This is a genomic window from Fibrobacter sp. UWH5, assembly GCF_900142505.1.
Lineage (GTDB): Bacteria > Fibrobacterota > Fibrobacteria > Fibrobacterales > Fibrobacteraceae > Fibrobacter.
This window is the reverse complement of the sequence record NZ_FRBB01000006.1, coordinates 108793-130398: the sequence shown is the minus strand read 5'-3', so window position 1 is coordinate 130398 and position 21606 is coordinate 108793. Positions and strand designations below refer to the sequence as shown.

Genomic DNA, 21606 nt, shown 5'->3' with positions numbered 1-21606 from the left:
TAATTTGGCCACTGATTTTTCTAGAACCTATCCGCTGCTCCCCCTTAGAGATGCTATCGTATTTCCGCTGACCACCCGCCGCATTTTGGTAGGCCGCGACATTTCGCTGAAGGCCCTGGAATACGCCGAGGCTCATGACAATGTGATTATCCTGGCCGCTCAGAAAAATATCGAGCTGGAAGAACTGGAAAATCCCATGCTGGACCTTTACTCGGTGGGCGTCATGGCCCGCGTGAGCAACGTGACTCCGTTCCCCAACGGTTGCGTGAAGGTGGTGCTGGAAGGCGAAGCTGTGGTGGACCTCCGTTCCATGAACATGGAACTTGGCTTTTTGCAGGTTACGGTTTCGGCCCATACTCCGGCGGTTCTGCTGACTGACAAGAGCTCCCGTTTCGAGAACGTTCTGGTGCAGTTCCGCGAATACGCCATGCATCGCAACATTACCGAAGGCATGGTGGACGCCCTGTTTACCATGGATAGCCATCTGAACGCCTTCTACGGTATGATTCCCTTCTTGCAGGTTTCCCTGTCTGAACGTCAGCGCCTTTTGGAAGTAGGTTCCATCGACGAGTTGGCCGACAACCTGATCGAGATTATGCAGGCTTCTGCCGTCAACGACACCTTGATGGTGAAGGTGCAGCAGAATGTGCGTCAGAAGATGGCCCAGCAGCAGAAGGAATGGTTTATTTCTGAACAGATCCGCCAGTTGCAAGATGAACTGGATGGCGAAAATGGCCAGTCCGAACCGGATCAGCTGCTGAAGAAGATTAAGGAAAAGAAGTTTGCGGAACCGATCCGCGAAAAGCTGGAAGAGGAAATCGGCCGCATGAAGCTGATGCAGCCCACTTCCCCGGAATATGCCGTCAGCCGCAATTACCTGGACTGGTTCCTGACCCTTCCGTACAACGTGTACACGGAAACCAGCCTGAACATGAAGAAGGTGAAGGCCGAACTGGATTCCAAGCATTTTGGTCTGGACAAGGTGAAGGACCGTATCATGGAATACATCGCGGTCCTGAAGCTTACCGGCACCGAACGCCGCGCCCCCATCCTCTGCCTGGTTGGCCCTCCGGGTGTCGGCAAGACCACCTTGGTGGAATCTATCGCCAAGGCCATGCAGCGCAATTTTGTCCGCATTACCTTGGGTGGCGTCCGTGACGAAGCTGAAATCCGCGGTCACCGTCGCACTTACATTGGCGCCATGCCGGGCCGCTTTATTCAGGCCCTGAAGCGCGCCAAGTGCATGAACCCCATTATCCTTCTGGACGAAATCGACAAGATGGCCAGCGACTTCCGCGGTGACCCCGCCAGCGCCATGCTTGAAGTTCTGGATCCGGAACAGAATCACGACTTTACCGACCACTTCATGGAAGTGGGCCTGGATCTTTCCCGCGTGCTGTTCATTGCGACTGCAAATAACGAAGGCGAAATTCCCGAACCCCTCCGCGACCGTATGGAAGTGGTGCGTCTGCCGGGTTACTTCCCCCACGAAAAGGAAAAGATTGCGGCCAACTACCTGGTGCCCCGCATCTGCGAACGCACCGGCGTTACCCTGGACAAGGACATCGCCTTTAACGAAGACGTGATCCGCCACGCCATTCGCGGCTGGACCCGTGAAGCCGGTGTCCGTGAACTGGAACGTGTGCTGGAACGCATCGTTCGCCATCGTGCCAAGGACATGGTGACGGGCAAGAAGTTCAAGGCCGAACTTTCCGAAAAGACTTTGCAGGAATATCTGGGAGCCGCCCGCTTCCTGGATAGCCAGCTCCCCGAATCCGGTCGCCCGGGCGTTATTACCGGCCTGGCCTGGACAAGCGTGGGTGGTGAAATCCTGCCTATCGAATGTACCTTGCTGCAGGGCAAGGGCGGCCTGCTGCTGACGGGTAAGCTGGGCGACGTGATGAAGGAATCTGCTCAGATTGCCCTCTCCCTGGTTCGCGAACGTCTGCAGAATTTCGGCATCGATCCTGACGTGGTGAAGAATACCGACATCCACATTCACGTGCCCGAAGGTGCCGTTCCCAAGGATGGCCCCTCTGCCGGTATTGCACTCACCTTGTGCCTGCTTTCTGCATTTACCCGCCACCCCGTGCCCACCGACATCGCCTTTACCGGCGAAGTGAGCCTCACTGGCGCCTGCCTCCCCATTGGCGGACTCAACGAAAAAGCCCTTGCCGCTCTGCAGGCTGGCGTAAAGACCTTGCGCCTCCCGGAACAGAACAAGAAGGACGTTGACGAACTTCCCGCTCCGGCAAAGAAGGGCCTGAAGATCTTTACCCACAAGCACATTGACGAAATTATCAAGATCCTCTTCAAGGGTGTCGATAAGAGCAAGTGCTTTAAGGTGGTGACGAAGGAAGGTTCCGCAGACGGTAAAAAGAACTAAGGGTCGGTTTCGTCCCTAGACTCTGGAAATTTCCGCACTGGACTTTAGACGGTCTGGTGCGGATTTTCTATTTCCCTTTTATAGTTAGCAATTCTATTTTGCGGACCTATATATATTACTTTATTTAAAATAGCCGGTTGCATAATGAACGGCTGAAAGGCCGCTCCCTTGTTTCGGTATAGTGGCAAGTGTATATTTGGGCCATGAAGAATTTGAATCTCGTTGGCACGACCTGGATCGGGAACAGTTCCCTTTTGGACGAAGAACTTGTGGGCGTCTTTGCTTCGGACCGGAGCGATATTCTGATGCCTCGCCGGCGTGACCATTGGGCGGCTGATGCAGGTTTGGAAGGTTGCAAGGTGGTTGGCTCCTTCCGCAATCTAAGCGAAAGGAATATCCTGGAAATTCTTTTAAGGTATGGGGGACACGCCGTATGGATTGTAGACCGCAAACTTCCCACCATTTACAGTAGCACCTGTTGCCAGGCGTTTGCAGAAGGCCGTCTTTTGGTGGTTTCCTGTTTTTGGAACGATGAGAGTCTGTTCAGTACAAGGCAATATTGTGCCGACTTTGTGCAGCGCCTTGCCTCCCGATTGATACTGTGGGCTCCTTCAAGCGGAGGTCTGATGCAACGGGTGGCTTCCTGCGCGTACCGCAATGGAAAACTGGTAGAAGTCCACTGAAGCAGTTCAGTGTAAAAAGCTATCTTTGCTCCCATGCCTATCTTATCAGCACAGAACATTCTTTTGCGTCTTGGCGGAACCGCTCCGCTGTTGGATAACGTTTCCTTTGATGTTGAACCTGGCGACCGCATTTGCCTGGTGGGCCGCAATGGCGAAGGAAAGTCTACGCTTCTGAAGGTTCTCACTGGCGAGATGGAATACAACTCCGGCGATATCGTGAAGAAGACTGGCCTTCGGGTCAGCCGCATGATTCAGGAAATTCCCGCCCACATCGATGGTACCGTCCGCGACATTGTGATGGGGAAGGTGGCGGCAGGCAGTTCCGCCGGCTGGACGGGCGTAAAGGATGGTTCCAACGAAGATGGACATCATGATTCTGCAGCAGAGGCGATTCTTGGAAAGACGGGCATCGATGCCGACCTGCCTTACGACAGCCTGAGCGGTGGCCAGAAACGTCGGGTACTTTTCGCCCGCGCCGTGGCCGAGGATCCGGATTTGCTTTTGCTGGATGAACCTACCAATCATCTGGACATTCCCGCCATCCAGTGGCTGGAAGGAATCGTGACCCGCCTGAATTGCGCTGTTATGTTTGTTAGCCATGACCGAGCTTTTGTCCGCCGCGTGGCTACCCGAATTTTTGAACTGGACCGCGGTCGCGTCCGCAGCTGGAATTTCCCCTACGACAAGTTCGTGCAGTTCCGCGATCAGGCCCTGGCCGAAGAAGAAAAGGCCAACGCCCTTTTTGACAAGCGCCTGGCCGAAGAAGAAGTCTGGATCCGCAAGGGCATCCAGGCCCGCCGTACCCGTAACGAGGGCCGCGTCCGCGCCTTGATCAAGATGCGTCAGGAACGTGCCGAGCGCCGCGTGCGCACGGGTAACGTGAATATGCAGATTACGGAAGCGGAACGTTCCGGCCGTATGGTGGCCCGCCTCACCGACATCAGTTATGCCTATGCTGACGAAACGACGGACGGCGTCTCGCTGCCTCTCATCAAGAATTTTTCTACCGAAGTTTCCCGCGGTGACCGCATCGGCATTGTAGGCCCCAACGGTAGCGGCAAAACCACTCTCCTGAAGTTGATTCTTGGGGAACTGCAGCCGGACCAGGGCGAAGTTCGCCTGGGCAGCAATCTTGAAATCGCCTACTTCGACCAGATGCGTACCCGCCTCCGCGAAGACAAGAGTCTTATCGAAAACATTGGCGATGGTCAGGCCTACATTACCTTGAACGGCGTCAAGCGCCATGTGCTCAGCTACCTGCAGGACTTCCTCTTTAGCGCGGATCGTGCCCGCGGTCCCATTAGCGCCTTGAGCGGTGGTGAACGGAATCGCTTGCTCTTGGCCTGCCTCTTTAGCCACCCCAGCAATGTGCTGGTTCTTGACGAACCTACCAACGACCTGGATATGGAAACCTTGGACTTGCTGGCGGAACTTCTGGCGGAGTACAAGGGAACTGTCCTTACCGTGAGCCATGACCGCGCCTTTTTGGATTCCGTGGCCACAGGCATTTTGGCCATCGAAGAAGACGGAAACATTTTCGAGGCCGTGGGCGGTTACAGCGATTACGAAGCTAACAAGAAAATCCGTGATAAGGAAGCCGCAGCGGCTGCCCGCGTCGCCGCCGAGAAGGAAGCTTCTCGCAGCTCCGCAGCCAGTAACGCAAACGGTGGGGAAGGCGTGAGCTCCGCTCCCGCCAAGAAGAAAAAGCGCAGCTATAACGAGGAACGCGAATACAATTCCCTTCCCGAAAAGATCGAGAAGCTGGAAGCCGAAATCGCGGAACGCCAGGAAGAACTGTGCAAGCCCGAGGTCTGTACCAACGCCGCCCGCATCGTGGAACTCCAGAAGGAAATCACGGAACGGGAATCGGCCCTGGAAAAAGCCTACGAACGCTACGAGGAACTGGACGCGCTGGGATAGGCGGCAGGTTTCAGGCAATAGGCGCGAGCAATGAGCAATGAGCGGTGAGGTCGGCCTGCGGCCTTTTAGGTATTGGGTCGCACCTGCGGTGCTTTTAGGCGCTTAGAAATGAATGAGCAATTTCGTTGCTTTTATAACCGGCGCGAAAATTAGTTACGAATTAAAAAGCCAGGCTCCTCCTGCGCGATTATCAGCCTGAAAGGAGCCGCAGGCTCCGCCCTCATCCCTGCACTGAAACTTTTCGTTCCGGTATTAAATTCCCTTTTTTTCATTAAAAATTAGCGGTACCCTTATGACGGGATACCATTTTTTTTAGATGTGAAAAATGTTTAACCTTTTGACTATCATAAGTATTTTGAGTTTTGTAATCTTTTTATTATAATTATATGACGTATAGGATTTTGGAAAGAGAGGTCATTTATGATCAAGAAGATTGGAATTTTGACGGCAGGTCTTTTGGCTGGTTATGCCGCCGCAGCAACTGCTGTCGTTTTTTCGGATGAAGATGGCGTTACTGCCGATAAGCCCTACGCCCAGAGCTACATCTACGATTATGGTTCCGGTGCATCCATTGACACAACGAATGTGAATGGTGCCCGTGTTCTGGACTTTACTGCACCCACGACTACCGATGGCAAGTCCGGTGCCGGTTTCGGTTTTAGCTGGGTCATTGACGCAAGCTACAAGCCCAAGGTGACTTCAATTGCGACTTATAAGGGTGTTTGCCTGGCTTATGAGGCTGACGCTCCCTTCCGTGTAGATTTCAAGCAGTCTACCATTACCGATGACAACTATTACGGCATGGAAATGGCTGCCACCAAGGGTTCTTTAAAAAGGTCCTACATCGCATTCTCTGCCCTTACCCAGAGCTGGAAGTCTACCAAGACCGTAGCCTGGAATTCCGGATCTCAGCTGGGCGTTCAGTTCAGCTTCAAGGACTCCCACGCCAAGGCTGCCAAGAGTGGTTCTAACACGGTCACCCTGCATAGTTTTACCTTGGGGGATGAATGCGTCACTGCCGCTCCTAACGTAACCGAAGGTTTTGCTGGCTATAACGGCGGTTCCATCGACCTTGCCGAAGGCGCCGTTCATACCATGAATATGGCCGAGGTTTTTGAAGATGCCGACGGAGACGATCTGACCATTACCGTGAAGATCGTAAGCGAAAACAATTCTGTCAAGCTGGTGGATTCTACCAAGTACGACCAGAATAGCATCATCAAGTTCACGACCACCCCGAATCCCGATGGTCCCGCCAAGGTAACTCTGACCGCAACGGATCCCACCAAGAAGACCGCCACCTTCTCCTTCACCATCAATACCGAAGATACGGAAAACCTGCCGGTGGCCCAGAACATGGAATTCGAGGTCAAGGAAGATTCCTCTTACAAGAGCACTCTCCTCGTGAACAACCTGACCAAGATTTGCTCCGATGCCGATGGCGATGCTGTTGAATGGGTGCAGCTCAGTGAACCCGAACATGGTGAACTGAAGATTGCTGCCCTGACTGGCATATTCACATATACTCCTGCAGCAAATTTCTATGGTAAGGATTCCTTCACCTACAAGTGCGTCGAAAAGAATAACACCGACAGGGAAAGTGAAATTGGCGTTGCAACTATTACCGTAACAAACGTGAATGATGCTCCGGTGGTTAAGATCCTGACCAAGACTTTCTTGAATGAAGATGGTGATGAAAAATCCTTTGGCGATACCCTGGTAGTCGATGAAGATTTCGATGACTTTGTCCTGGTGTTCCCCAAGGAAAACATTTCTATTACGGATGTAGATGGCGATGACGATTATACTGTTACTGGAAAGGCAAGTGGTGTCGTTACCGTGAGCGTCTCTGCAACAGACGATAATTATCTGATTGATGTGTCGGCGATTAAGGATGCCAACGGTGTTGCCAAGGTTAGCCTCGTGGTTACCGACCCTGCTATTTCTATTCCCAATGTGATGTTCTATGTAAAGGTAAATCCTGTTGCCGATGCTCCCATTGCCAAGGAGGATACCTATGAAGTTCTGCAGGGCAAGAACGAAATTACTGCCAAGAAGGGTGTCCTTGCCAATGATGAGGATCCCGATGGTGATTCTACCTTGATTGCCGTTCTGGATGTTGAACCTTCCGAAGGTACTGTGGTCCTTGCCGAGGACGGCTCCTTCGTCTACACCACCACCGATGAAGATTACGAAGGTCCGGATGCTTTTGCCTATCACATTGAAAACTCCGCAGGTCTTAAGTCCGAAATGGCTGTTGTCATGCTGGATGTGAAGTACAGGAACAAGTCTCCCATTATGACTGTTGACGCCATTGACACCACAGTGATGGAAGATGCTGCAGCTATTGTCTATAAGAAGGCTATTGTGACTTCCTGGGCAACGGATGTTGAAAAGGAAGCTTTGACTTACAGCTTTGAAAGCAAAGATGGCAAGACTCTGGTGAGCTACACTTCTGGCATTTTGACTATTACGCCGGTTCGCAATGCCTTCGGTGAAGCTATTGTGGTCGGTACTGTTACCGATGGTAAGAGCACTCCTACTGAATTTAACATCACTGTCAATATCACTCCTGTAGATGATGCTCCGGTGGTTATTTGGAGAGGTTCAGCTACAATTGATGGCAAGAAGTTTGTTGGTGAAGTTCCCATGGATTCCATCTTCACTGACGTTGATGGTGATGAACTGGGTTACATCATCGGAAGCCATTCGAAGCAGCTGGATGTTGAAATTGTGGATGGCGTCCTGAAGGTTTCCTTGGCATCCGATACAGTTGAACTGTTCAAGGATGTGGCTTACCGCGTATCCCTTTCCGCTTACGATGCCAACGACACTACTAAGACTGTAGGCGTTGTGTTCTACCTGGAAGGTTCTTCTACTACGGGTATTACTCCCGTGGTGGCTTCTGCCAAGTTGAACTGGCAGGGGGCTATTCAGGCTAATCGCGGTACCGTCTCCATGATGGATATGCAGGGCCGCGTCATGTGGACCCGCCGTCTGCCGGTAAGCGAATCTGAAGTTCGTGCCGCTGCAGCAACGGTTCAGGGCCGCAAGATCCTGAAGGTAAATCAGCAGACTTTCACTATCAAGTAAGGTAGGTACGCTCGCGACGCTCGCTTGAGGTTTGAGGTACGCTCGTGCTTTGCACTCGCTTCAGGGGTGAGGTCGTTCGCGTTACGCGGCTCACTTTGAGGTAAGATAATGGTGCCTAACGGCACAAAAAAAGAGACTCCCGAACGGGAGTCTCTTTTGTATTTCGGGGAAGGTGAGAGAATTTACCTCTAGCGACGCAGTCGCGACCTCACCCCTGAGCGCGGAGCCGAAGGCGCAGCGCCCTCACTCCTACTTTACCAAGTCTTCGGTATCGAGGGCGATGAGCAGTTCTTCGTTGGTTGCCACCACCATTGCCTTGGGGGTGCCTTCCTTGTTGATCATGTGGCCAGATTCCTTGCCAGCCTTGTTGTTGCGGTCTTCGTCGATCTGGTAACCGAGAAGGGCAAGGTTTTCCATGACGGTCTTACGGACCAGCATGCTGTTTTCGCCGATGCCGCCGGTGAATACCAGGGCGTCGATGCGGGGGAGGGCCATGGCGATGCCGCCGATTTCACGAGCCAGCTTGTAGCAGAAGGTTTCCAGAGCGATCTGTGCGCCAACGTGACCTTCGCTTGCAGCCTGGGTCAGGGTGCGCATGTCGTTGCTCAAACCGGAAAGACCCAGAAGGCCGGATTCCTTGTTCACCATCTTGTCGAGACGGTCGATGTCATAGCCGTACTTCTTGCTGATGTAGAAGAGGATAGCCGGGTCGATGGAACCGGAACGAGTACCCATGATGAGACCGTCCAGCGGGGTGAAGCCCATGGTTGTGTCGGCGCACTTGCCGTTGAGAATGGCGGAGCAGCTGGAACCGTTACCGAGGTGAGCGGTAATGAAGCAGCATTCTTCCGGCTTCTTGCCCAGGATTGCTGCAGCTTCGGCTGTGACGAAACGGTGGCTGGTGCCGTGGAAACCGTAACGGCGGATGGCGTCGGATTCGTAGAACTTGTAGGGGATGCCGTAGAGGAAAGCCTTACGGGGCATGGTCTGATGGAAGGCGGTGTCGAATACGGCCACCTGCTTGTCCTTCAGGTTCGGGAAGAACTTCATGGCGCATTCCATACCGGTGGCGTGTGCAGGTTCATGCAACGGTGCGAACAGGACGATGCTGCGGATGTAGTCGATGACGTCCTGGGTCACCTTTTCGGACTTGATGTACTTACCGCCGTGCACCACGCGATGGCCGATGGCTTCGATGGTGTCGGTGAGCTTCTGCTCGTCCAGGAATTTCTTCACCTGGTCCACAGCTTCGGCGTGGGTGGGGCAGTCAAAGTTGAAATCAATCTTGCCTTCCGGGCCCTTTGCCTTGGTGTGGCCGTTAACGCCGATGTTTTCCACAAGGCCGCTGGCGATGGATTCTTTGGTCTTGGTGTCGATGACAGCGAACTTCACAGAAGAACTGCCGCAATTAAGAACGAGTACACGCATTTTTTACCTCTATCTTGGTCAAATATTCTTCGAAGTAGGAAGTGGGCAAGGCGGTTGGCTTCGGCTGCGCCGAAAGTACTCGTGTTGGGCAGGTCCTGCTTCAACGTTAATATGTTAAAAGTAGGAAATTGAATCAGAAAAAATTTTTAAATTTGGCGCAATGTTTAAGAGAATCCAAAAATTTGACGAAGGCGTATCACTCTATTGGTATTGGAACAATAGGCATTTTTCCGAAAAGACCAAGAGGTTTCTTCGCTCTTACGTACGCCTGGGTGATGGCTACGTCTGGATTCTTTTTGCCATTGTGCTTTTTATCCATATCGGTTGGCGAGCCTTTATTCCTGTAGCTATGGAAGCTGCCATTGTTACGGGCATTTCCCTGGGACTCTACGAACTGATCAAGCTTACGGTGAAGCGTCCCCGCCCCTTCGTGGTTCTTGATTCTATCAAGCCCCAGGTGCCTCCCATGGACGAATACAGCTTCCCCAGCGGTCATACCATGAACAACTTCGCTGTTGCCATGACTATGACTGCCGCCATGCCCTACTATGGCTGGGTGATGCTTCTGTTCCCCATGAGCTGGGGTCTTCTGCGAGTGTACTTTGGCGTTCACTGGTTTACCGACATCATTTGCGGCTTCTTGCTGGGTGTCGTCTGCTTTGGTCTGACTCACGGCATCTGGTATTTCCTGTCGCCGGTTCTTGCTGACTTGCTTCCCATGTTGACTTTCTAATGTCATCGATGATTGAATTTGTTAGTGCCGCAGATTTTTTTAAGACTGTTGGAAATGACGAACGTGTGTACTTCCTGGTTCGTCACGGTGAGCGGGACCATATAAAACCTAACGACCCTGATCATGGCGCCTTTGTCGGTTTGACGGACCGTGGTCGCGAACAAGCCCTTAAACTAGGCAAGTCCATTGCCGCTTCCTGCACCAGCGGAGTTTCTGCCGATTGCATGTTCTTTAGCAGTCCCGTAGGCCGTTGTATGCAGACCGCCGAATATATCGGCCTTGGTCTTGGGATAGATGCTCCCGATGTAATGCCGCAGCAACCCCTTGCGGAATTCTTTGTAAAGAATTACGATGCCTACATGGAAACTCACGTGACTGGATTTTACCAGGGGATTTGTCGTTGGTTGGATGGAACTGCCGCCGATTCCCGCTATGTGGACCCGGCTTATTTCCCCTTGGCAGCCCGCTCCCAGGAGATGGTCCAGTTCATGCTTTCTCACGGGAAGGCCCCTATCAATATCTTCTGTTCCCATGATGCCTGGATCGTACCCTGCCTGAATCATTTTTGCGGATTGCAATTCTCTCCCAGCCGCTGGATGAACTTCCTGACGGGTTTGGCCGTGGTCATCGGTAAGGACCAGGGATCCGGGGATGTTGGTGCCGTGAGACGATTTGTCCCCGTGACCGGCCTTGATACGGGTTGGATGCTTTTTTAGACGTTTCATTGTAAACTTTTTTAAATTTCTTCAAATAAAGTCTGCCTTTTTTGATTACATTCACTACCATGAGTGTTTCGAAAAACGCATATCGTCGAATTATCGTGCTTGGGTCGGGCTTCAGTAAGTCCTTTTGCCCCCAGATGCCGACCCTTCGGGACCTGAATAATCTGGTTCCTGCAGGGATTCCCGACGAATTCCCTCATTTTCGCGATTATTGCAGGAAGTTTCTGGATTTGTGCAATGGTTGCAAGGATTATCTGGATATCGAGACCTTGGCCACGTCCATTCTGTCTGCCCAGATTTTCCCGGGGGAGCGGGAGCGCCTGTATCATGCGTCCCTGCGTTTTGAACTGCTTCGCTTTATTGCCAATGCTATCAGTCGCGAAGAATCGCTGGATGCCAGTTCGGCGAAGGTCTTGCGGACGTTCCTCAGACGTTGCGTCAACTGTTCTGGCGCCGGTGCCCGCGATACATTGCTTCTCAGTTTCAACTACGATACCCTGATTGAAAAGGCAATCTATTCCGACGAAGAACTGTCCTGGCAGGTGGCCGTAGATTATGGTGTCCGTATTGAGCCGGCTGACCGTACTGCCCGACGCGCCAACACCGGCCGTACCGTCGACTTGATCAAACTTCACGGTTCCCTGAACTGGTATGCCCTCAAGGGGGTGACCGACACGCTGGATCTCAATAGTGTGTGCCAGGTGGAGCCGGGGGATCGCAGTTTTCCCATCTATTGCGAAGATACGCCCATCTATATTCCCATGGCCCACGCCAAGGAAAGCTTCTTGCGCGGAAGTCTCTTTAACTTGCTCTGGAGCAAGGCCGATTACTACCTGAAGCAGGCGGAGGATATTTTCTTCGTGGGTTACGGTTTCCCCAAGAGCGACATTAACAATTTGGAATTTTTATTGCGGCACCGCGAACGGTTCAAGCGCGTGATTGTTTATGAACAGCAGGGGCATCCAGACCTGGAACGTCTGCAGTCGCTGTTAGGAAAGAAGATGGTGATCTGCGAAGATGCCAAGGCCTTCCTGTCCAAGCTGTGTTAAATAGAATCAGCAGTTGTTGTAATTAGCAACAACGGAAACGCCTAAAAAATAGTCCATGTTGGACTAGAAAAATGTATTTATAGATTCAGAGAGTTATGCCTTTTTAGGCGGAGATGTGTTATGAATCTATCAAGGAAATATTTTGTTGCTGCAACTGTGATCGGCAGCCTTTTTGCTTCTGTACAGGCTCAGGAAATTGCAACCTGGGCAGGTTTCCGTCAGGGTGCGGCAAGCTTTACTTTTGATGATGGTGCTCCCAGTCATGTGACTGACGCCGCCCCGGTATTTGACAAGTACGGCTATAAGGGTACTTTTAACCTTGTGACGACTTGGAATCCTAACTGGAGTGGCTTCCAGGGTATGGCTGATAATGGCCACGAAATTGCAAGCCATAGCGATAATCATGGAAACCCCATGCCTGATAACGAATCGGCTTCCTCAAGAAATACCATCAATGGCAAGATTTCCCAGAATTATGGCGTTGTCACGTTGGCTTATCCTAACTGTAAGTCCCCCAGTGCATCCTCTGTGAGCCAGAACTACGTTGTTGGCCGTATCTGTAATGGTTCCTGGCAGGGTGTGCCCGATATCTCGGGCAAGGACGGTCCCAGCGACTGGACCAAGGTTCCCGCCACCATGACTGGCTCCGAGGGAGACATCAAGAGCACTAATGACTTTACTGGCCAAATGCAAAAGGCTATCCAGCAGGGTGGCTGGGTTTCGTTCCTGACTCACGGTTTCCAGGGCAAGAGCAATGGTTACGCTACCTATTCTCCCACGGACCTTAGCGCCATCGACGGCGCTCTCAGTTGGGCAAAGCAGAACGATTCCAAGATCTGGGTTGCTCCCATGGGACATGTTGCCATGTACATCAAGGAACGCAAGGCTGCGAAGATTACTGAAAAGTCTTCTTCCGCCACCAGCATGAGCTATACCCTTACCCATAGCATCGCCGACAACATTTCCAAGTACAACTATCCTTTGTCCATTCGCGTCAAGAGTAGCTGGACCATGGTTTCCGCAACCCAGGATGGCAAGGCCATCGAAGCCTCCATCAAGGATGGCTACATCTACTTTGATGCTGTTCCCAATGGTGGCGACATTGTGCTCTCTTCTGATGGCGCCGCTGTGGTGGACCCGGGTTCCAGCACTTCTACTGAACCTTCTTCCAGTGCTTCTGCCGAAGGCAATCCCTTTAAGGGCGCTATCGAAATTCCGGGTACTGTGGAAGCAGAAAATTACGACGTGAATGCCTATTCCCACAGCCAGGCCAAAAATGATGGAACCGCTTATCGTACAGATGATGCTGGCGTCGTTGTGGCCGGTGCAGGCTATGCCGCTGGTTATACCACTGCTGGCGACTACTACGAATACACCATCGATGTGAAGGCTGCTGGCAAGTACAAGGTGACCGTGAATGGCGCTACTGGTAATGGTGCCGATGGTTCTGTAACTGTTTCTGTGGGTACCGCCACTCTGGATGCCGCAATCAAGAACATGGGTGACTGGAATACTTATACCGAAGTCGAAGCGGGTGAATTGGAACTGGCTGCCGGAAAGCAGATTCTGCGCCTGACCATCAATGACAACAATTTGAATGTGGACTGGATCAAGTTTGAAGGCAATGGTGAACTGGTCAAGATTGCCAACACTATCCTGATGGATGCAGGCGCAGGATTGATCAAGTGCCAGATTTTCGATATGAACGGTCAGCTGGTCAAGTCTGCAAACGTCTTTGCCGGTTCCGCTCAGGAAGCATGGAAGGGCATTAACGGAACGCTGCGCAATGGCGCCTATGTTATGCGCTACGGTGTTGCTGGTAAGGCTACCCAGACCATTCGCGTCCGCAAGTAATTAAATCTCTCTCTTATTCTCCTAAAAACCGCCTCTTTGCAGATTATTCTGCGGAGAGGCATTTTTGTTTGAAATAATTCCTACCTTCAAGAAATAAAAAAACTCGGTGCCGTAAAGCGACCGAGTTTTTTTGCTTGCCGCGGAACTGCCGCGACGCACCTTCTGCGATTAGCCGAAATTAACCGAGAATGTACTTCTCGCCAGATTCAACACTCTGGTAGATGAGGGTGTTGATGGTCATGGGGCCAACGCCGCCCGGAACCGGGGTGTATGCGCTGGAAACTTCTTCCATACCCTTTTCGCAGTCGCCGACGCCACCCGGATGGTAACCGGCGTCAACAACCACAGCGCCCTGCTTGATCCATTCCTTCTTGATGAATTCAGGCTTGCCTACAGCGCCAACGACGATGTCTGCCTGCTTCACCAGCTCCGGAACGTTGGGTGTCTTGGAGTGGCAAATGGTAACGGTGCAGTTTGCGTTCAACAGCATCATGGCCATGGGCTTGCCGAGAATTGCGGAACGGCCAACAACAACAGCGTGCTTGCCGGAGAGTTCCACGTTGTAGGCCTTCAGAAGGCGCATGATACCCTGGGGAGTAGCGCAGCCATAGGCCTTTTCGCCCATGGACATACGGCCGAAGCCCAGGCAGGTCACGCCGTCAACGTCCTTACGGGCGTCGATTGCTTCGAAAGCGGCGCGTTCGTCAATCTGACGGGGAACCGGGTGCTGCAGCAAAATGCCGTGGACGTCCGGATTGTTGTTCAGTTCCTGGATCTTGGCCAGGAGCTGTTCGGTAGTGGTGTCCTGGGGCATGATGACCTTGATGCTGTCCATGCCCACGCGAGCGCAGGCATTACCCTTCATCTTCACATAGGTTGCGGAAGCGGGATCGTCGCCGACGAGGATGGTGGCGAGGATCGGGGTCTTACCGGTCTTTTCCTTGAGCTTTGCGACGCGTGCGCTGAGTTCTTCTTCAGTGGTCTTGGCAAGAGCCTTGCCGTCCAAAACGAGAGCTGCCATATTGGTCTCCAGGTTTAATTTTCTTATGGTTCAAATTTAAAAATAAGGTATGATGTTTTAAATATGCGGAAATAAAAAAATAAGAGCATAAAAAAACACCGCTGTTTAAACAGGCGGCGTTTTTCATAAAATGAAATACAAGATAGGGATATCTATTAGAAAATTTCCTTCAGGGCCGGAGCGATACTGCAAATCAGTACCCAGGGGTAGGAAAGGCTGCCCTTGAGCCAGCCGGTCTTTGCGGGCTGAACCGTAAAGGTGGAGGTTTTGCCCTGGATAGACGACTGGAGGGAGGCCTTGATACCTTCAAGGTCACGTTCGAAGTTTTTCTTGCTTGCAGAAGCCGATTCAATGTAATTTTCAAAGCGGTAATTCATACAATTTCCTTACACTCTCTTTCTTGGCGTTGTAAGTTAGTAATTTTCTTGTACCTTTCAAAGGGTTTTTGTTTACGCAAGTTTACGGTTTGGGGCGGTTCTAAATGGGTTTCCCGAATGTAGTTTTGGATAAAAGTTGCGTTTTTCTATTCAAAAACGGCGATTTCTGCCAAAAATGGATGCCCTGGGGGATTCTTTTTCGCTATTTTTTAGCCGCTAAAAAGTGTTCACGGCGTGTTCCCCGACACACTTTTTTGTAAATTGATGTGCAGTAAGTCACTGATTATAAAGGAATTAACATGAGTTTTGTCCGTCTTTTTTCTGCAATTTCCGTTTGCGCAGCCATGGTTGCATGTGGTGGTTCTCAAAAACCCGCTGTGGATCCCGCTGCCCCAGCTGCTGGTTCCGCCCCTGCCGATTCCGCAGCCGTTTCTGCCGAAGCCAGTGGTGCCAAGGCTTCTGTGGCTGTTCCCGGTGCCGGTTTTGCAAACAAGACTGACCGTTACAGCTATGCCCTGGGTATGGACCTGGGTAAGGCTATTGCCAATGTGAATGCTCCCGTGAACATGATGCTCTTGATGAGCGCCATCCAGGATGTGGTGGATTCCAACCGTAAGGTCCTGATGGATGATTCTACGGCAGAAAGTGCCCTTCAGGACTTGCTCCTGCTGATGCAGCAGAACAAGGAAGCCGATGCAAAGGCCGCTGCCCAGAAGGCTCTGGATGAACAGAACAAGTTCCTGGAAAAGAACAAGCAGGATCCTACCGTGAAGCTGACTCCCAAGGGTGTACAGTACAAGGTGATTACCGAAGGTACCGGCATTTCTCCCAAGGCTAGCGACAAGGTCCAGGTGCATTATGTGGGTGCCCTGCTGGATGGTACTGAATTTGACAATAGCGTAAAGCGCGGAGAACCGCTGGAATTCCCGGTGAATGCGGTCATTGCCGGTTGGCAGGACCTGCTGCAGGTTCTCAAGGAGGGTTCCAAGGTGAAGGCCTGGATTCCTAGCGACCTGGCTTATGGTGAAGCTGGCGTACCTCCCATGATTCCTGCCAATGCCATGCTGGTGTTCGAAGTGGAATTGCTGAAGGTCTTCGCAGAAGTTCCGCCTGCTGAAACGGTTCCTGCAGAAGTCGCTCCTGCTGAAGCTCAGCCCGCTGCCGACGCCGCTCAGCCGACTGCTGCCCCCGCCGAAGCCCAGCCTGCAGCCCCCGCTGAGGCCAAGCCTGCCAAGTAAGAGTTTTCTTTCTCTCTCAAGAAAGGCCGCGGTTAACTTCCCGCGGTTTTTCTTTTTGTTTTCTTTTCGTTATGCCATTTTGTTTCTGAACCAATTTTTTTATTATTGAGTTTATGAATCCAAATGATTTTACATCCCAGCATTTTGAAATAGCAGGTTTCATTCGCGAAGTGTTCGGGTATATGGAACGCTTCAAGGGCCAGCTGTTTGTGTTGAAGATCGAAGACGATCTCATGAGCCATCCGCTTTTCCCTGTGCTCATGCGTGATATCGCCTTGCTCCACAAGACTGGGGTAAAGATCATTATCGTGCCGGGTACCCGCAATAGTATCGACGCCCAGCTCAAGGCCTGGAACGTAGAAACCAAGTTCCATTGTGGCGTACGTCTTACCAGTGAGCAGGCCTTGCCCCACGTGGAACAGGCTTCTCTAGGTGCGGCCCAGCACATTATGAGTCATTTGACGGCAAGCGGCCTTCGCGGTATTCAGGGCAACTGGATTTTGGCCCGCAGCATGGGCGTGATCAACGGTGTGGATTATATGCGCACCGGACGCATCGAACGCGTACAGAAGGATACTCTGGACCAATTGCTGAACGAAGATTTCGTGCCTATCATTGCACCTATCGGCTGGAACAAGATCGGTCATGCCTACAATATCAGTTCTACGGAACTGGCTACCGAACTTTGCAAGTACATGAAGGTGGGAAAGCTGTTCTTCATCGGTAACCAGAACGGTATCAAGCTTGGCGGTCTCGTGACGGGTAGGAATACCAAGTATCTGGAACCTACCGATAACGGTTTGATTTCTGCTATGGATGTGGACCAGGCCAAGGAACTTCTGGAATTGAATTCTGACGTCTTGAATTTCGCCCAGATGGATTACTTGATGAATGCCATTCACGCTTGCGAGGCTGGCGCCAACCGTGTCCACTTGCTCAGCGGTGAATTTCAGGGAAGCTTGCTGCAGGAAGTGTTCTCTGCCCGTGGTGACGGTACCATGGTGTACGCCAACCAGTACTCTAGTATCCGCCCGGCCACCATGGAAGACATTCCCGATATCCTCCGCATTATGCAGGACTATATCGACAAGGGATTCCTGGTGCCCCGTACTCAGGAAAGCATCTCCGAAAAGCTTTCGGACTATGTGGTGTACAGCATCGATAACAGCATTCACGGTTGCGGCGCCCTCCATGAATTTGAGGATGGTATGGCCGAAGTGGCTGGCATTGCCGTTGGCGCCAACTATCGTAAGTCGGGCATTGGCGACGCCATTGTCCGCCACCTGATTTCCGTTGGTCGCATGAAGGGTTACAAGAAGCTGTTCCTGCTAACCACCCAGGCTCTGGACTGGTTCTACCATTTTGGCTTTGTGGATGGTACTGTGGAGGAACTCCCCAAGACCAAGCGCGATCACTACAATCAGAAGCGGAAGTCTCGTATCTTGATGCTCCCGCTGGAGAAGTGACGCACCGCAGGTGCGTCATCCTGAACGAAGTGAAGGATCCAGTCCCGCGAGCTGTACGAAACTAGGAACTTTAGTTCCTTAGCTGAATTAGGTTCGAAGGTGCAGGATTAAAAAAAATTGATTGAAGAGTAACTGATATGAATTTAAAAATGATGGAAGATGGCTTCAAGATGATTCTTGAAGGTATGGGTGAAGATGTTAATCGCGAAGGCTTGCTGGAAACTCCCAAGCGCGTGGCCAAGATGTATGCCGAGGTCATGAGCAGCCTGACTGGAGAATTGAAGGCCGAAGATATCCTCAAGACCCGCTTCCACGAAAAGTATGACGAGATGATCGTTGTGCCCAACATTCCCTTCGCCAGCATGTGTGAACATCACTTCTTGCCTTTTACCGGTAAGGCCCATATCGCCTACATTCCCGGTGATTGCGTTGTTGGGCTTTCCAAGATTCCCCGCGTGGTGGAATTCTATGCCCGCTTCCCCCAGATTCAGGAACGCATGACTCGCCAGATTGCGGAACTGATCCAGAGGGAATTGCAGCCTAAGGGCGTTGCCGTTGTTCTGGAAGCAAGCCACATGTGCATGACCATGCGCGGTATCAAGAAACCCGGTGCTACCATGGTGACTACACAGCTTCTTGGCCGATTCAAGACCGACGAAAAGACCCGCGCAGAATTTATGGCTACTATTAACGACCGCCTTCGCTAAGGGTGCGGTCGCTGGCGCGAAAATTAATTTGTAAAAAATAAAAGTCTGATTTTTATCCACGATTGATATGTGTCAATCGTGGATTTTTATGTATAAATTAATGTAAAAATTTTTCTCGTTGACAAATTGTCCATGTTGACATTTTATCCAAGGAATCTCTTTTTGAACCTTATTTTCTTTGCCTGGTTCTAGGTACTTTTATTCTCGGTGATGGAATAAAAGGAGTTTGAAATGAAAAAGAATTTTATTAGGGTGGTCAAGCTGGCATTTGTTACTGCAAGTGCATTGGCATTCATGAACTGTGGTGATTCTGTAGCAGATGCTGTAGACGGCGCCCTTGGTGGTCTGTCTTCCAGCTCTGTGGTTGGCGAACCGGTAATCGATCCGGTAACTGGCGAACCCATGGTTGACCCGGTTACGGGTGAAATTATCTATACTAATCCGGAATCTTCTGCCGCTATGGATCCTACTGACGATCCGATTACCGGTGAAGAAAATGGTGACGTTGGTGGAGAAGGTGAAGTTGTTCCCCCCACTGGTGATACTCCCGCCGAAGGTGGCGACACCCCCGCAGAAGGCGGTGATGTTCCTGCTGAAGGTGACGTTCCTACCGATAACAATCCTTCCGATGTCGTGACAAGTTCCGATTCTGAGGGCGGCGTAACTGAACCGGCTTCCAGCACAAGCGAATCCGCTCCGGAAAGCTCTAGCGCCGTGGTCCAGGAAGCTCCTAAGGGTATCTTCCTTGCTAACGATACCGACGAAAACAAGGACTACATGGAGGTGGAATACTTCACAAACACCGGTGATAACGGCGGAGCCATTCTTGCTTATCCCAAGCGACTTTCCGAAACCCAGAAACATGGCGTTGTGCTGTGGGGCCCAGGTGGCGGTTCTAGCCCCTCACAATACGAAGGCATTATCCGTCGCCTTGCTTCCCACGGTTTCGTTGTAATCGCCACTAGCGAATCTCCGGATGGTACTGGCCGCGGCAAGCCCGCTCTCGACTGGCTCGAAAAGAAGAACAATACTCCGGGCGACCCCCTGTACCAGAAATTGGATATGACCAAGGTGGGTGCATCCGGTCACTCCATGGGTGGTCTCCAGTCCGAAGAAATGCTTATCAATGACGATCGCGTGATTACTGCAGTCTTGAACAACAGTGGCGACATGGCTCATGTGGATGGCACTAAGGTTCCTGCAACCAAGACTTTCGCCATCGTTTATGGCGAAGGTGGTATGGAACGCCCCAATGCAGAAGCTGACTACGGTAATCCGGGTGTCAAGGCTCCCGCTTGCCTTATCAAGATGACTGGTGGTGCGGTCGGTGCAAATCCTGAATGCCAGAACGGCGAATGTGGCTGGGGCCACGGTTCTGGTCCTTGGGGTGGCATGGCTGCTACCGTTTCCTGGATGCGTTGGCACCTGGGTGGCGAAGACTTCCGTAAGGCTGACTTCGTCGGTACCAGTGGTGCCTACATCAACGGCCCCATCGTTGGTGGCCCGGGTAACTGGAAGGGTCAGTGCAAGAACTTCTAGCCTGATAAAAAGTATCTCTACATAACACACTCCAAGGATTCCCCGGCGCAAGTCGGGGAATCTTTTTTTTAGTTAGCGTTTTTGGCCTAAGGAAATAGATGTATATTTAGTGCGAATGGCGGATTTTTCCGCCACTGGAGACATTTATGAACGCAGCTATCCTTACTAATGAATTCCCGCCGGAAATCTATGGCGGTGCCGGTATCCACGTCAAGTTCCTGACCCAGGAATTGGCCAAGCTTTGCCATGTGGAAGCCCGCTGCTTTGGCGTGCAGAACGATGACGCCGACAATATCCGTGCTATCGGTTTTAGCCGTAAGTTGGGCCTGAATCCCAAGGATGACCGTTTTCAGAAGATTTTCAAGCCCCTGGATATTAACCTGCAGTGGGCAGCTACCATGGATGACATCGATGTCATTCATTGCCATACCTGGTACAGCCATTTCGGTGGTGTCCTGGCTTCCCGCCTTTTGCAGTGCCCCCTGATCTTGACAACCCACTCCCTGGAACCTCACCGCCCGTGGAAGGCTGAACAGCTGGGCGACGGTGGCTATGCCATGAGCTGCTGGATCGAAAAGACCGCCTACGAAGCCGCCGACGGTGTCATCGCCGTTAGCCAGGGCATGAAGCGCGACGTGATGAAGCTTTATGGCGTTCCCGAAGACCGTGTGAAGGTGATTTACAACGGTATCGATCCCGACTTCTACAAGCCCACCTTCAGCGAAGGCATCCTGGAAAAGTGGGGTGTAGACCCGAAGAAGCCTTTCGTGCTGTTTGTGGGCCGCATTACCCGTCAGAAGGGTATCAGCCAGCTGATCCAAGCTATCCCCCAGATCGACAAGAACGCCCAGGTGGTTCTCTGCGCTGGCGCCCCCGACACTCAGGAACTGGCCGACGAATGCAAGGCTCTCATTGAAGAAGTCCAGAAGACCCGCGAAGGTGTTGTATGGATCCAGGAACCGGTTCCTCATGAAGAACTCCGTGTGCTCTATAGCCACGCTACTGTCTTTGCAACTCCGTCCCTTTACGAACCTTTCGGTATCATCAACCTTGAAGCCATGAGCTGCGGTACTCCTGTGGTGGGTAGCGCCGTGGGTGGCATTCCCGAAATTATCGTGGATGGCGAAACTGGCTTCCTGGTTCCCCTGAAGGCTGTTTCCGAGACCAACTTCGAACCCGCCGACCCCAAGGCATTCCAGACCGATTTCGCAAACAAGCTGAACACCATTCTGGCCAACCCCGAAATGGCAAAGAAGATGGGCGAAGTGAGCCGCAAGCGCGCTATCGACGTCTTCAGCTGGAAGGCCATCGCTCAGCAGACCTATGAATTCTACCAGGAATGTATTGAGAGATATAAGAAGGAAGGCAAGCGCTAATTTTTAATGGGATC

16 protein-coding genes are annotated in these 21606 nt (G+C 51.9%); 13 read left to right on the top strand and 3 right to left on the bottom strand.

Annotated features, from left to right (window positions below; all coding sequences use genetic code 11):
* Positions 1 to 4 precede the first annotated feature (4 nt).
* The 4 genes from lon (at position 5) to BUB38_RS07355 (ending at position 8082) form a co-directional block, all read left to right on the top strand.
* A complete protein-coding gene (gene lon, locus BUB38_RS07370) occupies positions 5 to 2386 on the top strand; it encodes an endopeptidase La (protein ID WP_073159118.1) in 2382 nt (793 codons plus the stop codon).
* A 203-nt stretch (positions 2387 to 2589) separates the two neighbouring features.
* Complete coding sequence (locus BUB38_RS07365; protein ID WP_101480032.1) at positions 2590 to 3069, top strand: hypothetical protein; 480 nt, start codon at positions 2590 to 2592, stop codon at positions 3067 to 3069.
* 33 nt (positions 3070 to 3102) lie between these two features.
* On the top strand, positions 3103 to 4989 hold the full coding sequence (locus tag BUB38_RS07360; RefSeq protein ID WP_073159114.1) for an ATP-binding cassette domain-containing protein: 1887 nt from the start codon (positions 3103 to 3105) through the stop codon (positions 4987 to 4989).
* Between the two features lie 420 nt (positions 4990 to 5409).
* On the top strand, positions 5410 to 8082 hold the full coding sequence (locus BUB38_RS07355) for a tandem-95 repeat protein (protein ID WP_073159112.1): 2673 nt from the start codon (positions 5410 to 5412) through the stop codon (positions 8080 to 8082).
* 249 nt (positions 8083 to 8331) lie between these two features.
* Here BUB38_RS07355 and BUB38_RS07350 read toward each other — a convergent pair whose 3' ends face one another.
* Positions 8332 to 9510: an acetate/propionate family kinase gene (locus tag BUB38_RS07350; protein ID WP_073159110.1), complete on the bottom strand. Its 1179-nt coding sequence runs from the start codon at positions 9508 to 9510 to the stop codon at positions 8332 to 8334.
* A gap of 160 nt (positions 9511 to 9670) precedes the next feature.
* Here BUB38_RS07350 and BUB38_RS07345 point away from each other — a divergent pair, with 160 nt between their 5' ends.
* From BUB38_RS07345 to BUB38_RS07330, 4 genes are all read left to right on the top strand, one after another.
* Complete coding sequence (locus BUB38_RS07345) at positions 9671 to 10243, top strand: phosphatase PAP2 family protein (protein ID WP_073159108.1); 573 nt, start codon at positions 9671 to 9673, stop codon at positions 10241 to 10243.
* Positions 10243 to 10959 (top strand): histidine phosphatase family protein, encoded by a 717-nt coding sequence (locus BUB38_RS07340; RefSeq protein WP_139258311.1) that lies wholly within the window; start codon positions 10243 to 10245, stop codon positions 10957 to 10959. Before BUB38_RS07345 ends, BUB38_RS07340 begins: the two co-directional genes overlap by 1 nt.
* Before the next feature lie 68 nt (positions 10960 to 11027).
* Entirely contained in the window at positions 11028 to 12014 is a 987-nt protein-coding gene (locus tag BUB38_RS07335) for an SIR2 family protein (RefSeq protein WP_073159105.1), read from the top strand.
* 120 nt (positions 12015 to 12134) lie between these two features.
* Entirely contained in the window at positions 12135 to 13868 is a 1734-nt protein-coding gene (locus BUB38_RS07330; protein ID WP_083542005.1) for a carbohydrate-binding protein, read from the top strand.
* Between the two features lie 178 nt (positions 13869 to 14046).
* Here the strand turns inward: BUB38_RS07330 and folD are convergent, their stop codons facing one another.
* On the bottom strand, positions 14047 to 14889 hold the full coding sequence (gene folD / locus BUB38_RS07325; RefSeq protein WP_073159101.1) for a bifunctional methylenetetrahydrofolate dehydrogenase/methenyltetrahydrofolate cyclohydrolase FolD: 843 nt from the start codon (positions 14887 to 14889) through the stop codon (positions 14047 to 14049).
* Positions 14890 to 15044: 155 nt separating this feature from the next.
* Positions 15045 to 15266, bottom strand: a complete 222-nt coding sequence (locus BUB38_RS07320; protein ID WP_073159099.1) for a hypothetical protein — start codon at positions 15264 to 15266, stop codon at positions 15045 to 15047.
* A 299-nt stretch (positions 15267 to 15565) separates the two neighbouring features.
* Here BUB38_RS07320 and BUB38_RS07315 point away from each other — a divergent pair, with 299 nt between their 5' ends.
* The 5 genes from BUB38_RS07315 to glgA all read left to right on the top strand — a co-directional run bounded on the left by BUB38_RS07315 (position 15566) and on the right by glgA (position 21592).
* On the top strand, positions 15566 to 16504 hold the full coding sequence (locus tag BUB38_RS07315; protein WP_073159097.1) for an FKBP-type peptidyl-prolyl cis-trans isomerase: 939 nt from the start codon (positions 15566 to 15568) through the stop codon (positions 16502 to 16504).
* 113 nt (positions 16505 to 16617) lie between these two features.
* Complete coding sequence (gene argA / locus BUB38_RS07310; RefSeq protein WP_073159095.1) at positions 16618 to 17970, top strand: amino-acid N-acetyltransferase; 1353 nt, start codon at positions 16618 to 16620, stop codon at positions 17968 to 17970.
* Between the two features lie 137 nt (positions 17971 to 18107).
* Positions 18108 to 18677, top strand: coding sequence for a GTP cyclohydrolase I FolE (folE, locus tag BUB38_RS07305; RefSeq protein ID WP_073159093.1), 570 nt, complete (start codon positions 18108 to 18110; stop codon positions 18675 to 18677).
* Positions 18678 to 18908: 231 nt separating this feature from the next.
* Positions 18909 to 20216 carry a poly(ethylene terephthalate) hydrolase family protein gene (locus BUB38_RS07300; RefSeq protein WP_073159091.1) on the top strand — a complete coding sequence of 436 codons (1308 nt, stop codon included), beginning with the start codon at positions 18909 to 18911 and terminating at the stop codon, positions 20214 to 20216.
* A gap of 146 nt (positions 20217 to 20362) precedes the next feature.
* On the top strand, positions 20363 to 21592 hold the full coding sequence (gene glgA, locus BUB38_RS07295; RefSeq protein ID WP_073159089.1) for a glycogen synthase: 1230 nt from the start codon (positions 20363 to 20365) through the stop codon (positions 21590 to 21592).
* The last annotated feature ends 14 nt before the right edge of the window (positions 21593 to 21606 follow it).